General features: G+C 37.1%; 15 protein-coding genes. 12 read left to right on the plus strand and 3 right to left on the minus strand.

Annotated features, from left to right (window positions below; all coding sequences use genetic code 11):
• Positions 1 to 404: 404 nt before the first annotated feature.
• The 5 genes from ACFSTH_RS16240 to ACFSTH_RS16260 all read left to right on the plus strand — a co-directional run bounded on the left by ACFSTH_RS16240 (position 405) and on the right by ACFSTH_RS16260 (position 4,149).
• Positions 405 to 779 (plus strand): hypothetical protein, encoded by a 375-nt coding sequence (locus tag ACFSTH_RS16240; protein WP_377775002.1) that lies wholly within the window; start codon positions 405 to 407, stop codon positions 777 to 779.
• Between the two features lie 15 nt (positions 780 to 794).
• Positions 795 to 1,187, plus strand: a complete 393-nt coding sequence (locus ACFSTH_RS16245) for a hypothetical protein (RefSeq protein ID WP_377775001.1) — start codon at positions 795 to 797, stop codon at positions 1,185 to 1,187.
• Between the two features lie 130 nt (positions 1,188 to 1,317).
• A complete protein-coding gene (locus ACFSTH_RS16250) occupies positions 1,318 to 1,896 on the plus strand; it encodes a DNA-3-methyladenine glycosylase I (protein WP_377775000.1) in 579 nt (192 codons plus the stop codon).
• A gap of 513 nt (positions 1,897 to 2,409) precedes the next feature.
• Positions 2,410 to 2,679, plus strand: a complete 270-nt coding sequence (locus ACFSTH_RS16255; RefSeq protein WP_377774999.1) for a phage holin family protein — start codon at positions 2,410 to 2,412, stop codon at positions 2,677 to 2,679.
• Positions 2,680 to 3,018: 339 nt separating this feature from the next.
• Entirely contained in the window at positions 3,019 to 4,149 is a 1,131-nt protein-coding gene (locus ACFSTH_RS16260) for a diguanylate cyclase domain-containing protein (protein WP_377774998.1), read from the plus strand.
• A 96-nt stretch (positions 4,150 to 4,245) separates the two neighbouring features.
• On the opposite strand, the gene uraA is transcribed toward ACFSTH_RS16260, so the two are convergent.
• Complete coding sequence (gene uraA / locus ACFSTH_RS16265; protein WP_377774997.1) at positions 4,246 to 5,535, minus strand: uracil permease; 1,290 nt, start codon at positions 5,533 to 5,535, stop codon at positions 4,246 to 4,248.
• A gap of 172 nt (positions 5,536 to 5,707) precedes the next feature.
• Between uraA and hflK the strand changes: the two genes are divergently transcribed.
• The 3 genes from hflK (at position 5,708) to ACFSTH_RS16280 (ending at position 9,183) form a co-directional block, all read left to right on the plus strand.
• Entirely contained in the window at positions 5,708 to 6,895 is a 1,188-nt protein-coding gene (hflK, locus tag ACFSTH_RS16270) for an FtsH protease activity modulator HflK (RefSeq protein WP_377775007.1), read from the plus strand.
• Positions 6,895 to 7,761, plus strand: coding sequence for a protease modulator HflC (gene hflC, locus ACFSTH_RS16275; protein WP_377774996.1), 867 nt, complete (start codon positions 6,895 to 6,897; stop codon positions 7,759 to 7,761). The genes hflK and hflC overlap by 1 nt, the downstream gene beginning before the upstream one ends.
• Before the next feature lie 171 nt (positions 7,762 to 7,932).
• The gene (locus ACFSTH_RS16280) at positions 7,933 to 9,183 is read left to right on the plus strand and encodes an MFS transporter (RefSeq protein WP_377774995.1); all 1,251 of its coding nucleotides are present in this window, start codon (positions 7,933 to 7,935) and stop codon (positions 9,181 to 9,183) included.
• Positions 9,184 to 9,269: 86 nt separating this feature from the next.
• Here the strand turns inward: ACFSTH_RS16280 and ACFSTH_RS16285 are convergent, their stop codons facing one another.
• Positions 9,270 to 9,497, minus strand: coding sequence for a 3-dehydroquinate dehydratase (locus tag ACFSTH_RS16285; RefSeq protein ID WP_377774994.1), 228 nt, complete (start codon positions 9,495 to 9,497; stop codon positions 9,270 to 9,272).
• Between the two features lie 288 nt (positions 9,498 to 9,785).
• On the opposite strand from ACFSTH_RS16285, the gene ACFSTH_RS16290 reads away from it, so the two are divergent.
• The 4 genes from ACFSTH_RS16290 to ACFSTH_RS16305 all read left to right on the plus strand — a co-directional run bounded on the left by ACFSTH_RS16290 (position 9,786) and on the right by ACFSTH_RS16305 (position 13,454).
• A complete protein-coding gene (locus ACFSTH_RS16290) occupies positions 9,786 to 10,559 on the plus strand; it encodes a sugar phosphate isomerase/epimerase family protein (RefSeq protein ID WP_377774993.1) in 774 nt (257 codons plus the stop codon).
• Between the two features lie 38 nt (positions 10,560 to 10,597).
• A complete protein-coding gene (locus tag ACFSTH_RS16295; protein ID WP_377774992.1) occupies positions 10,598 to 11,623 on the plus strand; it encodes a Gfo/Idh/MocA family protein in 1,026 nt (341 codons plus the stop codon).
• Positions 11,624 to 12,035: 412 nt separating this feature from the next.
• Positions 12,036 to 12,845, plus strand: coding sequence for a CAP domain-containing protein (locus ACFSTH_RS16300; protein WP_377774991.1), 810 nt, complete (start codon positions 12,036 to 12,038; stop codon positions 12,843 to 12,845).
• Between the two features lie 60 nt (positions 12,846 to 12,905).
• Positions 12,906 to 13,454, plus strand: a complete 549-nt coding sequence (locus ACFSTH_RS16305; protein ID WP_377774990.1) for a 3D domain-containing protein — start codon at positions 12,906 to 12,908, stop codon at positions 13,452 to 13,454.
• Here the strand turns inward: ACFSTH_RS16305 and ACFSTH_RS16310 are convergent.
• Positions 13,444 to 14,328 (minus strand): polysaccharide deacetylase family protein, encoded by an 885-nt coding sequence (locus ACFSTH_RS16310; protein WP_377774989.1) that lies wholly within the window; start codon positions 14,326 to 14,328, stop codon positions 13,444 to 13,446. The genes ACFSTH_RS16305 and ACFSTH_RS16310 overlap by 11 nt on opposite strands.
• Positions 14,329 to 14,337: the final 9 nt, after the last annotated feature.

The following is a 14,337-nucleotide window of genomic DNA, read 5'->3' on the forward strand; positions in this document are numbered from 1 at the left end:
CACTTCATGTGGTTTATTTGTTGTACATTTTTTGCATTGACTTTCAACATTCCAACCATTCCTCTTAAAACTAGTTTATAATCTCCAGAAAGCTCATTTTTAATCATTTAATTTCCGAGTATCTATTATAAAAAAATTATAAAAAGTAAAGTTAAAAAATGGTAAGAAAATCGCTATTTGTTTATTATATTGCTTTCCTAACTGTAATTCAATTTAATAAATCACAATTTAAATGAACAGTAAAGTAAAATAATAAGCAATTTCTATATATGTTCTACGTTTCTAAATGGGTAAAGTTGCAAAAAGATTTCCAAAAAGTTACTGGGAGTTAAGGGTAGGTTGATGGTATAATTTTCATGTTTATTAGGATAAAAGACCTACATACTTAAGTTGGAGGCAGAAACGTGAGACGGAAGTTTACCCAGTCAATTTGCATGTTTTTAATGGTAATATCAGTAATAATATGGTTGGATTACAGCAATTTTACACATTCATCAATTCAAGCAAAAAGTGCAACAGCCACTAACAAAATAGCGAAATGGACGAACAGCGAAGTAATCATTAATGGTGTACATGTTGAAATTACCGGTTTTAATATAGATGGGAATAATTATTATAAGTTGCGGGATATTGCAATGCATATGGCTGGAACTAGCAGTGAATTTATCGTAGTTTGGAATAAGCAAGCGAAAGCGATTGAAGTGAAAACAGGGGAATCATACGAAGATATTACTTCGTGGTGGCAATTTGGCATTTACATGAATTTGATTAACATTTGATACAATAGTCACTACTTGGTTGCTTATAACTCCATCAATCATTCAAAAGCAACGAATTACACCAATGCAAGAGTGGAAGGTGTAGATACAGATAAACGTGATGTTTTTGTAGCGGCTGTTCCTCGTAATGATATGGTTAATGGTAAGATAAACTTTAAAAGCTTAAGCAAATATAGTGGCACAGCATTGTCAGCTTCCGTACCACATATCGTTCCTATTACTAGCAACAAATTTATGGTACTATGGCAAGAAGTGAAGAAAGTAACCGATGAACCTTTCAAAAATTATATCGACGATGGACATCTGAAATATGTTTTATGTGGATGGAGCGGGCAAACCGCTAGACAGCGTACAAACTGTTCCTTATTTTCGATTATCGGAAGTGCAGCCGGTCGTGAATCAAAATAAAGTAATTTGGTTTACCAATGTAAAAAATCAACGTACTTTCTATGAAATTCCGTTATCGGCTTCTTAAGCAGTTTAATGTTACTGCAATGTAGAAGATTAAATCAATAGTAAGTACAATAGGAGTATAATAATGGACAAACTAGTAACTCGTTGTGATTGGGCGATGAAACATGCATTAGAAGAAAAGTATCATGATCAATTTTGGGGTATACCCGTACATGATGATAAACAATTATTCAAAATGCTACTATTGGAAGGACAGCAAGCTGGTTTAAGCTGGTTGACGATTTTGAAAAAAATGGACACATTATGTGCTGCATATGATAACTTTGATCCTGTCAAATTAGCCGAATACGATGAACAAAAGGTTGCGCAGTTGTTAGCAGATGAAGGTATTATTCGTAATCGTCAAAAAGTACAAGCAGCTATTCATAATGCGAAGCAATATTTAAAATTGTGTGAACAACACCAATCGCTGGATCGCTTTCTATGGAGCTATGTAGATTTTCAGCCTATTCAAAATAATTGGTCAGTCATAACAGAAGTACCCGCGCGATCGGAGCTGTCTGATCAAATAAGTCAAGATTTGAAACGATTAGGATTTAAGTTCGTTGGTACGACGACGATGTATGCCTTTATGCAAGCTGTCGGAATTGTTAACGATCATTTACTAACATGCTCTTTCCGTGAAGCGGATCGAATAGTTTAAACGAAGAGAAGCTGGATGGAAAAATGTATTTTTTATTCCATCCAGTGTGATCGTGTGAATATGCTGCAGCATTTCTTACACCCCTTCTTCAAGTTCCCACTAGAGCAAGTGGTGATTGCATGGCATAATGTATCTAGCCCCTTCCCATGGCCGTTTATACGTTTACTCGTACAAAACTTCGTATCTAGCCCCTTCCCAAGACTGTTTATATGTTTATTCATACAAACCCTACGTATCTAGCCCTTTTCCAAGACTGTTTATACGTTTACTCGTACAAAACCTATATATCTAGCCCTTTTCCAAGATCGTTTATATGTTTTTTCAAACAAATCTACGTTACTAGTTAGTTATTAGTTTTTCTCTGATTTCTGGAACGCCTCCGTAGTTTGGGCATGAACTACAAATGGCTTAATTTTTAATTTATAAATATTTTTTTGTACGATACATTACTAGCCTGTACCATTTTATAGCTTCTTGCATATTCTACTAGAAATATTGCAAGGAGGAAGATCAATGATGGAAGAGTTTTTGCAGTATATTTCTGAACAGTCGTTAATTCTTATTCCAGTACTCTATGTTATTGGAATATTATTGAAGAAGACACCACAAGTAAAAGATTGGGTTATTCCATGGATATTACTAGTATGCGGTGTTACATTGTCTATTTTTTTAGCTGATGATGTATTACAAGGAGTTATTCAAGGTGTATTGGTAACAGGTGCTTCGGTACTTGGACATCAGTTATATAAACAATCGAAAGATAGAGATATGAGTAGTAAATAAGGAGATCAAAGCAAGCTTCCATAAATTCGTGGAAACTTGCTTTTTTTTTTGTTGCACATTAAAGGCGCACTCTACATACCAAATATAGTAAATTATCAATTTATGTGAATGAATAGTTGCATTCTGTTGTAAAAGTCGCTTATTCTAATAAGTGTAGTAAAAAATAAATTTTTATAGGTGTATGTACCTATAAATATAAAGTATAATAAATTTTGAGAGTCTTTCTTATTAAATTTAAAGTAATTTGGGCATATATATCTTGAAAAGTATCCAAATTTCATAAATATTTCAAATGTTTTTTGTATAATATAAATAGCTACAGGTGGGGTGATAGGACGAATGGAATGGTTGATGTATGCGATTGCAGCATTCGCTATAATAGCTGTTGGTTGGTATTACTTTGTTACTATGGTCAATAAAATATATGGCCGCAAATCAGTTGAAGCAAATAAAGAAAAGCAATGGTTTGGAACATTATATAATAATCACATAGATGCAGTTATTTCTGTAGATCAAAATTTTCGGATCATGGAAGCTAATAGTCGAGTGGAAGAACTGTTGGGTATACAGATCGATTATTTTAAAGGTCGTCCAATCGAAACGATCGTGACAGCGGTCAAGTATGAGCAACAGGAAATGCTTAGAGATTACTTTATGAGAGTGTATTGTGGAGAATTAACAGAATTTAATACAGTAGCCCATAATGAGGATGGTTCGAGTGTAGCACTTCAGCTACAGTGTATTCCATTTCAAATAGATGATGTTGCGAGTGGTAGCCATTTTATTATTAGAGATATTACAAAAGAAGTACAGTCACTGGAGCAGATGAAAGAACTCGCATATCAGGACGAATTAACGGGGCTAGCTAATCGTCGTCATTTTTATGAGCTGTTACAGCAATTTATAGTGAAGTATCGGGTAACAGGTGTTCCAATTGCTGTGTTGATTATGGATTTGGATGGATTCAAACAAATTAATGACTCCATAGGGCATTTTGCAGGAGATCGTTACTTGCAGTCTATTAGTGATCAGTTAAGAAAAGTTGCTGCGGCTTACCAAGCGGAGATTGCTAGACTAGGCGGCGATGAGTTCGCCATCGTGTTTGAGCATGATCAAGTATGGACAGCTGCTGAAAAATTATCAGAACAAATTATTGCGCACATACAAGAAGCAATTCCAGAGCAGGAGCAGATAATACCTGTATCTATTAGTATTGGAATAGCTATTTATCCAGATGATAAATTAGATATGATGGATCTTCTCAAAGCTGCTGACGAAGCGTTATATGGTGTGAAAAGTAACGGGAAAAATGGCTATCGTTTTTACAAGGAAAAGGAGAATTACGTAAAAAAAAAGTTGTCAGCGGCTAGCGAGATAAATGATAACAAAAAAATACAAACAAATGAACGTCTGGCAAGTCGGCATGATGATGTTCTTACGTTAACTAATTCAGATCGAGAGCATATATAGATGCAAAATAAAAACCAGTACACAGTTATATCTATCCATTTAAATGTGATTGGATGCTGCTGAGTACTGGTTTTTTGTCGTTATGTTTAAATACGATTACTCCGTTTTTTCATGATCGTTAGTCAATTTTAGTACATCAAATAGTTTGAATAGTAAACTGGATAAGAGCGCTACGACAGTAGCTAACGACATACCGGTTAATGTTAGATCACCAACGCTAAACTCTACACCACTTAATCCTACGACAAATACGATAATCGTCAAATACAGGTTCGTTGGCTTGTTATAGTCTACTTTGGACTCGATAAGCATCCGAAGTCCTGATGCAGCAATTACACCAAACAGAAGTAGGGAAACGCCCCCCATAACAGGCGGTGGAATTACAGCAATTAATGTAGCCACTTTCCCTGAAAAGGATAGCAAAATGGCAATAATTGCTGCTCCTCCGATAACGAAAGTCGAGTAAACTCTGGTGATTGCTAGCACCCCAATATTCTCTCCATATGTCGTGTTTGGCGTTGACCCAGTGAAACCTGATATAATGGTAGAGATCCCATTTCCAAGTAGTGATCGATGAAGTCCAGGATCTTTCTGCAAGTCTTTGCCGACGATGTTACTTGTTACGACTAAATGACCAATATGTTCGACAATAACAACGAGTGCAGCCGGTGCAATAGCGATGATCGCAGACCAATGGAATTCTGGAAATGTAAATTGTGGTGTTTGGATCCAATTAGCTTCACTTACTGCCGACATTTCTGTCATTTTCATAAAGTAAGCTATGACATATCCACTAATAATACCGAATAGAATAGGGATGATGCGCATAAAGCCACGAAATAGAATAGATCCAAGTATTGTAATTGTCAGGGTAAGGACAGAAAGTAGCACATTATTACTATTCATCGTCCAATCGGCAGTGCCATCGGATATCCAGCCTGCATTTCTAGCAGCTACTGGTATAAGCTCGAGACCGATGAGCGCGATAATGGCCCCCATAGCTGCTGGTGGAAAGGCAACATCGATCCAGCTGGTGCCGACTTTTTGAATAATGAAAGCGACGATGGTAAAGATGATACCCACAACGATGAAACCACCTAAAACTGCTGCATAACTACTTTCGCCAAAAGCGGCGTTCTGAATTATTGCAGAGGCAGGAGCAATGAAAGCGAAGCTAGAACCTAAGTAGGCGGGAATCATTCCTTTACTAATCCATATGTATAGTAGTGTTCCTATTCCGTTCATCAATAAACAGATGGCAGGATCAACCCCTAATAGGTTTGGAACTAGTACCGTAGAGCCGAACATCGCAAATAGATGCTGTAGGCTGAGCATGGCACTTTGGCCAAGTGGGGGTCTTTCATTGACACCAATCGATTTTCTCACGTTATCCCGTCCTTTTGTACAAAATAATGCATTATGCCATTGTTGATTTTACAACTTTGTTATCGACTTGACAATGATTAGTTACACAGCAATAAGTAATTGTTACTATTTTTGTTTTTTTACGTACATAATAACTAGACTAGACTCGAGAGGAGCAATTGATTTGAATTTTATGGGGCAAAATCAAAATGAAGATGAAGGCAATAATCAATCCCAAAAACCATCATTTAAACCAGTTAATGCTGGAAAGACGATAGCTATTGTTATTGCTGCTATTGTAGTTATTTATTTGGGATCAACTTCTTTTTATACGGTACAAGAACAAGAACGAGCAGCTATATTAACGTTTGGAGCTTATACACACGAAACAGGATCAGGGCTACACTTTAAGTTTCCATATCCGATACAAGAAGTAGTGAAAGTACCGGCAGAGTTAACGCAATATATTACGTTAGGCTATCGAGATGAAGGAAAAAAAGCGAATGAAACGATAGAATCAGAAGCAATGATGATTACAGGTGATGAAAACATTGTTATCGCTGACGCAGTCATTACTTGGAAAATTTCTGATATTGGAAAGTATTTATACAATATTGATAATGCAGAGCAAATTTTGCACAATGCAGCAAGTGCATCAGTTCGTTCAGTCATCGGATCTCAAAAATTGGATTTTGCTATTACAGATGGTAAAACGGTTATTCAAGATGAAGTACGTAGCCGCCTTGTAGAACTACAAACGAAGTATGATACGGGGATTCAAATTATTGACATCAAGTTCCAAGATATTGAACCACCTGGTGGAGAAGTTGAAGATGCATTTCGTGATGTAACGAACGCACGTGAAGAGAAAAACACGAAAATTAATGAGGCAAAACGTTATGAAAACGATCGTATTCCGAAAGCAAGAGGGGAAGCACAAGCGTTAATCGAAAATGCTGAAGCAGACAAAAAATCTAGAGTTTTGAATGCTGAAGGTGATGTAGCTAAGTTTAACGCGATTTATAAGGAGTACGTCAATAACAAGAGTGTTACAGAAAGTCGTTTAATATTGGAAACGTTAGAGAAAATATTACCTAACGCACAAATATTAATTACAAATACAGGATCGAACACTGTAAATTATTTACCACTTAATGAGTTGTTACAAGGAAAAGAAAATGGTAATAAAATCGAGAGTGAAAAAGGGAAAGCGCCCGTTGTGAATGAGTCATCATTCAGTACTAAAACGCAACCGCAAGAAAAATCAGAAAATCCTTCATCAACAAATGATGTTTCGACTGAAGTAGATTTACCTAATACGAATCCGGAACAGTCTAGTAATGAAAATGGTCAAAGCGCAACTCCAGGAGGTAATCGATAATGAATAAACGAATAGTAGCAACAGTTGTTGGTGTTGTTATACTTATTATATTAGCATCCACATCATTGTTTACAGTGAAGGAAGGCGAATATAAAGTAGTGTTACGGTTTGGAGAAGCCGCTCGAACGGTTACTACTCCTGGGTTAAAGCTTAAAGTTCCTTTTATAGAAAACTTAACAACTTTACCGAAATATCAAATGACATATGAAAGTGCTGCAACGCAAATTTTAACGAAAGATAAAAAGATTTTGTTTGTAGATAATTTTACAGTTTGGCGGATTAATAATCCTGAAAACTTTTATAAAAAGCTACATTCGATCAGTAATGGTGTGAAACGTATTGATGAGGCTGTTTTTAATGCCATGCGCCGAAAACTATCGGAAGTGGATTATGACAACATTATTAGTGAAAATACAGAGCGCGGAAATATTAACGATCAAGTGACGAATGATGTTATTGTAGCATTGGAAAGAGATGATTATGGTATTGAAATCGTTGATGTGCGTATTAAACGTACGGATTTACCGGAAGGGAACAAGCAAAGTGTTTATAACCGAATGATTTCTGATCGTAAATCGATGGCTGCTCGTTATTTGTCTGAAGGAGATGAAGAGTCTCGTAAAATTACATCCAAAGCAGATAGAACAGTAAAAGAGTTAATTGCTCAAGCGGAAGCGGATGCTAAAAAAATTGTTGCCTCTGGTGAGTCGGAAGCTGCCAAAATTTATAACAGTGCATACGGGAAAGATCCGCAATTTTATAATCTATATCGAACGCTAGAAAGTTACGTTGTTACATTGCAAAACGAACCTGTAATAATGATCCCAATTGAGTCTCCATATGCCAAAATATTGCTCGGGCAATAATAAATTTTTAGAAGAAAAATGATTGCTTCCCACTGTAATATATTTCACTGTACAGATGTTTAAGAGTGTAGTATCATCCAATCAAATGAACAAAATAGAAGGATCCTTCGATTGTTGAAGGGTCCTTCCTTTGTACGCTCTAACGAACATGAGAACAGGGGATAGTAAGCGATGAGAGAGCAGGCAGCAACAAAGAAATCAACGTATATGGTATCGCGTCTTGGAATGCATATGTCTGGTCGAGTTTGGTGGAATGTTCGAATTGATTTGGTTGCTTCAATTATTTTTTCGCTATTTAACGTTGTAGTAAATCAGTTTTACATCGCATTTGCTATTCAACATGGAGCAACCCATTTGCAAGTAGGTATTTTATCTGCTGCTCCGGCTATTGGTTTGTTGTTTTCACCAATTTGGGCGAGTTTAATAGAAAAAGCTAAAAGCCCTCGTTTGTACGTAATTATTCCTAATATTGTAGGTAGAGCGTTAATGATCTTACCGGCATTTGTAGCAGAGCCTATAGTTTTTGTAATCGTTTCACTTGTGTATCAAATATTGATGGGCATTCAGTCTCCAGCTTATGCTGCACTAGTATCCAGAATGTATCCATCGAATATACGTGGACGATTGATGGGATATGTGCGCGTAGCAATGGGTGGGTTGATGATACCGCTTGCTTTTATAGTAGGTAGTTGGGCGGAGGTGTCTGGTACGAGTATGCCGCTAATATTTGCAGCAGTTACAGGTACATTATCGATTAGTCTATTTTATTTGTTGCGTGTGCCAAAACAAAGTGATGTTAAGCAACATAACCTTGTTCGCAAAACAGCGAAAATTTCATTCTCAGAACAATGGCAGCTTGTTAAAACGAACCGGATGTTAACGATATTTCTTATTGCTACGACCTTTGCTGGATTTGGCAATATGCTTGCCGTACCACTGTATCAAATTGTTCAAGTAGATGTATTACAATTGTCTAACTTATATTTAGGCTATGCGAGGGTTGCCTATTATGTTGCCTTATTGATTGCTTTTATAATTGTCGGATGGATGATTGATAAACTACCGATTAAATATACACTTGTTATTGGGATTTTGGCTTATGCCCTCGTACCGCTTATTTATAGCATCTGGGGTAATTATAGTGCAGTTATTACGGGTTATATGATTCAAGCAATCGGAGATGCTATTTGGGATATTGGAATATTGGCGTTTGTATTTCGATTATTGCCAGGTAGAGAAGCGATGGTATTTGGTATCCATTTGTTAGCAACTGGTATACGAGGATCGATAGGTCCGCTGTTAGGTGCATCACTGACGGATTCATTACCCATTCCAATCATATTATTGATTGCTTCAGCATGTAGTGTTATTGGGACGTTATTGTTCATATGGGGAAATCGGGGAAAAAATATGCTGATGTAATCAACAGTCGGCTAAATAATAAAAAATGACTCTTGCTATTCGTTACTGTGTAGAAAAAACGAATTAGCAAGAGTCGCTATAGAAAATCAATACAATGAAATTGTTAATGTATCGCGTTCTGAAAGGGAATGGAGTGTAGCTTCACTACCGATAATTTCTACACTGATAAGGGAAGCAATACATTTTTTCAAGGCGTTTTTTCCGGTTTCCAACTTCCGATGTAATACTGCTGATAGTTTATCTAGAGCATGTTTATTTGTATCTGTTAGATAAACAGGAATTGTTTTTTCCTGGAATAAAAATAGAGTTTTCATTAGTACAACCTCCATCCATCAATAATGAAATACTGTAAACGGCGATAACCGATGCAGTTATTATCCTTGTAATTGTATTTTAAATCACAATTATTAAATAATTCTTAAAAATCAATAATAATATCGTTACAAAGTTGTGTCGGATTCAATGGATGAAAAACGAACAATGACAAAATAGCATAAGAAAATGCTAATTTGCAATCTGTTATTGTTTTTTTGCTGCATTTATAATAGTGGGGAAGGGTAAAATGGATAAGTAATCAACGATATGGAGAGGAAGTGTTTAGTATGACACGTATGAATATTGGTTTGCAGATGTACACTTTGCGTGAAGCACTTGCTGAAGACTTTGAAGGAACATTAAGAAAAGTTGCAGCGATAGGATACGAAGGTGTAGAATTTGCAGGTTATGGTGGTATGGATGCTAACTCATTAAAAAATTTGCTGGACGAACTACAGATCAAAGCCATTGGTAGTCATGTTCCGTTAACTTCACTTCTGGAACGATTAGACGAAGAAATTGAATATATGAAAGTAATCGGTGGCAAATATATCGTATGTCCATGGTTGCCTGTTGACGAACGTGATGAAGCAGCTTGGGAAGGGCATGTAGAAGCATTCCGCAAAATTGGTGAAAAGGTTGCTGCTGCTGGTCTAGTGTTTGCTTATCATAATCATGATTTTGAATTCCATGTAAAAATGGATGGACAACCTGTATTTGATGCATTGTATAGTAAAATTGACGCTGCTCACTTACAAGTAGAAATGGATATTGGTTGGGTACAATATGCAGGTAATGATCCATTAGCTTATATTCGTAAATATAGCGGTCGTTTGCCACTGTTGCACTTGAAGGATTATCAAGATGGCAGTTTTGAACAATCAGCTATTGCAACGGTTGAACTAGGCAGAGGGAAGCTTGCGTTGAACGATATTATTCAAGTTGCTGAAGAGTCAGAAGTGGAGTGGATTATTGTTGAGCAAGATATTTGTATGAATCCACCGCTAGAAGCAGTAGCCGAAAGTTTTGAATGGGTAAAAAATAATTACATGAACAAATAAGGTGAAGTATGTATTTTTAAATAGAGGAGAATTTAGAAATGAGTAAAATTCGTGTAGCCGTAGTTGGATGTGGATCGATTTCAAAATTTCGTCATGTTCCAGAGTATGCGGCGAATGACAATGTAGAGCTGATTGCATTTGTTGACCCTATTATAGAAAGAGCAGAAAACATGGCAGTTATTCATGGTGGCAAAGCTTTCGCTACTCACCTAGAGATGTTAGCGGAAATGAAGCCAGACGCTGTTAGCGTATGTACACCGAATAACGTGCATGCTTCTATTAGTATTGATGTTGCTAATGCTGGTGCACACGTTTTGGTTGAAAAACCAATGGCGGTTACAGATGAAGAAGCGGCTGCAATGATTGAAGCTGCAAACAAAAACAGTGTAAAATTGATGGTGGGACACAATCAACGTTTTATGCCGCCACACGTGAAAGCAAGAGAAATTTTGGCAAGTGGAAAATTAGGTAAAGTGTTAACATTCCGGACTACTTTCGGTCATCCCGGTCCAGAATCGTGGAGTATTGATGGACGCGAAAGCTGGTTTTTCCGTAAAGAAGAAGCAATTATGGGTGCTATGGGAGATCTAGGTGTTCATAAGTCTGATTTGATCCGTTATTTACTTGCTGATGAAGTAGAAGAAGTTGCTGCATTTATTGGTACAGTTGATAAAAAAGATACCGATGTTGATGATAACTCTTCTTGTTTAGTAAGAATGAAAAGTGGAGCGATTGGTACACTTGTTGCTAGTTGGACGTATTACAAAGGTGAAGATAATTCGACAGTATTATGGTGCGAGAACGGTGTAATGAAAATTGGAACGCACCCTGATGATCAAGTTATCGTTGAACTACGTAATGGTAGTATTGAAAAACATAAAGTTGGCGCTATTGCAACAAACGATAAGCAAGAAGTTAGTGGTGTAGTTGACGAATTTATAAATAGTATTTTGGAAAACAGAACACCTGCTGCATGTGGCGAAGAAGGTCGCAAATCGTTAAACGTTATTTTATCGATGTTCGAATCTCAAGCAACCGGAAGATTTGTAAAACCAAATAACTAAATATATAATGCAGTTTCCAAATGATACGATGCAAGCCGATGATCACTCGATTAATATAAACCGAGTGGTTATCGGCTTTTTTTTTGCTATTTGCTGGCGTGGTTAGTGTGCCTATTTACTGCTTTATTAGCGTATCCCTTTCGATCAGTTGCAATGGAAACTGATCCAGGGGGATACGACTAATAAGGAATTAATAAGAAATTAGTAACGGATTAGTAAGGGATTTAGAAAAATTAGAATGATAAGAGAGGGGAATGAAGAGATTTTAATAAACGTATAAAAACGTTGATACATCAACACATTCATTTTCTTTGGAAATTATTATGTCATGCAATACAGTATTGCTCGTGTTACCATGAAAAAGTCGAGAAGAGCAGACACAACTAAATTACTAGAAAGGATGTCTCGGACGATGAAAAAATGGGGAAAGATACTTGCAGCTACAGTTATTGCATCAACAATAGGTAGTACGTCATTGCTACCACAGCAAACGGTAGAAGCGAAACATGCACAAAAGAATGAGGAAAAATCACATTGGCAACACGATCATAAATTAGATTGGAAGGCACAGTCTTTTGAGTGGCATGTACAAACGAAACTGTTAGCCAATTTGGCTGAACAGTCGGGCATTTCAAAGCAAGAATGGAGTAAAATTGAAAAATTGTTATATTCTATTATAAAATGGAAGCCTTCGGAATCAAAGCCAACACCAGCGCCAACGGTGAAGCCAACACCAGCGCCAACGGTGAAGCCAACACCAGCACCAACGGTGAAGCCAACACCAGCACCAACGGTGAAGCCAACACCAGCGCCAACGGTGAAGCCGACACCAGCACCAACGGCACAGCCTGGTTTTACGAAGGAGCAATCGGAAATTTTGCAACTAGTTAATAAAGAGCGAGCAGCGGTTGGGTTAGCTGCTTTGCAATTAGATAGCTTACTTAATAAAGTTGCTACAGAAAAAGCAAGAGATATGGATGTCAATAATTATTTTGATCATCAATCACCAACCTATGGTTCACCTTTTGAGATGATGCAAAGTTTTGGTGTGAAATATCGTTACGCAGGTGAAAACATTGCTTCAGGATATAGAACGAGTGAAGAGGTAATGCGTGGTTGGATGAATAGTCCAGGTCATAAAGCGAATATATTGAAATCATCGTTTACTAAGCTAGGTGTAGGCTATGTGAATGGTGAATGGGTACAAATGTTCACTGGGTAAGCGATTAAAATAGAGCCGAGTGATGTGCCAAAAAGTGTGTAGTAAAAAAGGAGTATAACATTGAATAAAAAATTTGCATTTATTTTAATTATATTAATAACTTCGTTATTATCATTAAAAGCAGCGGAAGCGTTGAGTGTATCGAATCCGCAATTAAATAAGAAGCAGGTTCAAACACTGTCCAGCGACGAAGTAACTACTCTAGGCAGTGCAAAACCAACATTAAAGAAAACTGCCTATGAAGAAAGTGTACCACAAGTGAAGGCAGCGAACGGAAAAGTTTACACTTATACAAAAAAGCTAGCTGTTAAAGCGACGGCATATACGGCATCTGCTGCTGAAAATGGTGGTTGGGGCGCTGTAGATTACTTTGGTAATAAATTAAAGGTAGGAACTGTTGCGGTTGATCCGAAAGTGATACCGTTGGGAACGAAGCTGTATATTACAGGATATGATTATGCGGGCTTACCTGAAGGCGGTATGTTAGCAGTTGCTAGTGACATTGGCGGAGCAGTAAAAGGGAACAAAATAGATATATTCGTTCCCGATTCCCGCAGTCAAGCGATGAAGTTTGGTATTCAAAAGCTAAAAGTTTTTGTTATCGAATAGGAGATTTATTAATTAATTCTGAGATCAATACAATTTGATAGTCCTCTTTTTGCAACATTTCAATGAGCTCGGGCAAAGCTTCAATGGTTCCCATTAGACTTTGCCCGCTTCCACCACCAGCATGTTGCAGTATAATGGATCCGGGCTTGAGCGTACGGTTGATGTTCATCATCACTTGCTCGCTGCTCGGATTATTTTTCCAATCCTCGGAATCAACATCCCAATTTACGATAATAAAGTTTTCTTCGGCACTCCATTTTAATTGTTGCTTATTAACTTCTCCATAGGGCGGACGTATAAAGCGAGGGGAATAACCTGTAATTTTTTTTAATATCCGGTTCGTCTCCATAATTTGCTGTTGATATTCTGCCAAAGTAAGTTTAGTTAGTAAAGCATGGTTATAGGAATGGTTTCCAATTTCGTGTCCATCATCTATCATACGTTTCACAAGTTCAGGGTTAGCCTTCGCTCGTTCACCAACGATAAAAAAATTCGCTTTTACGTTATATGTAGCTAAAATATCAAGTACTTGTGGTGTGAATCGATGATCAGGAGCATCGTCAAAGCTTAATGCAACTTGTCGCTTGTCACGTGTTCCATGCAAAAAATAATGTTGAGGGAACATTTGCTGCAATTGTTGCCAAGAGATTGTTTCTTTTCTAGTTGTATCACGTTTCGTATTTGATTTTTGAGGGGAACGTTGTTGCTTTGGTACCTTTCTATCCGGTGAAGATAAGTAATTATAATTGTCGCCGTTTGCTGCGCTCGTAGTTGGTGTAACATGCCATACAACTGCACAGAGGAGTAGTATTGCTAGAGAAACACGCAATAAAGTTCCTATTTGTCGTATGTGCCGCTGCATTAATCTGCTCATGCTGATCAT

Source organism: Paenibacillus yanchengensis (assembly GCF_042684845.1).
In the GTDB taxonomy this organism is placed as follows: Bacteria; Bacillota; Bacilli; order Paenibacillales; family Paenibacillaceae; genus Pristimantibacillus; species Pristimantibacillus yanchengensis.

Excerpts from the sequence above, each read along its gene's own strand:
- ACFSTH_RS16250 (WP_377775000.1), top strand. The coding sequence starts at position 1,318 with ATGGACAAACTAGTAACTCGTTGTGATTGGGCGATGAAACATGCATTA.
- ACFSTH_RS16255 (WP_377774999.1), top strand. The coding sequence starts at position 2,410 with ATGATGGAAGAGTTTTTGCAGTATATTTCTGAACAGTCGTTAATTCTT.
- ACFSTH_RS16260 (WP_377774998.1), top strand. The coding sequence starts at position 3,019 with ATGGAATGGTTGATGTATGCGATTGCAGCATTCGCTATAATAGCTGTT.
- hflK (WP_377775007.1), top strand. The coding sequence starts at position 5,708 with ATGGGGCAAAATCAAAATGAAGATGAAGGCAATAATCAATCCCAAAAA.
- hflC (WP_377774996.1), top strand. The coding sequence starts at position 6,895 with ATGAATAAACGAATAGTAGCAACAGTTGTTGGTGTTGTTATACTTATT.
- ACFSTH_RS16280 (WP_377774995.1), top strand. The coding sequence starts at position 7,933 with ATGAGAGAGCAGGCAGCAACAAAGAAATCAACGTATATGGTATCGCGT.
- ACFSTH_RS16285 (WP_377774994.1), bottom strand. The coding sequence starts at position 9,497 with ATGAAAACTCTATTTTTATTCCAGGAAAAAACAATTCCTGTTTATCTA.
- ACFSTH_RS16290 (WP_377774993.1), top strand. The coding sequence starts at position 9,786 with ATGACACGTATGAATATTGGTTTGCAGATGTACACTTTGCGTGAAGCA.
- ACFSTH_RS16295 (WP_377774992.1), top strand. The coding sequence starts at position 10,598 with ATGAGTAAAATTCGTGTAGCCGTAGTTGGATGTGGATCGATTTCAAAA.
- ACFSTH_RS16300 (WP_377774991.1), top strand. The coding sequence starts at position 12,036 with ATGAAAAAATGGGGAAAGATACTTGCAGCTACAGTTATTGCATCAACA.
- ACFSTH_RS16310 (WP_377774989.1), bottom strand. The coding sequence starts at position 14,328 with ATGAGCAGATTAATGCAGCGGCACATACGACAAATAGGAACTTTATTG.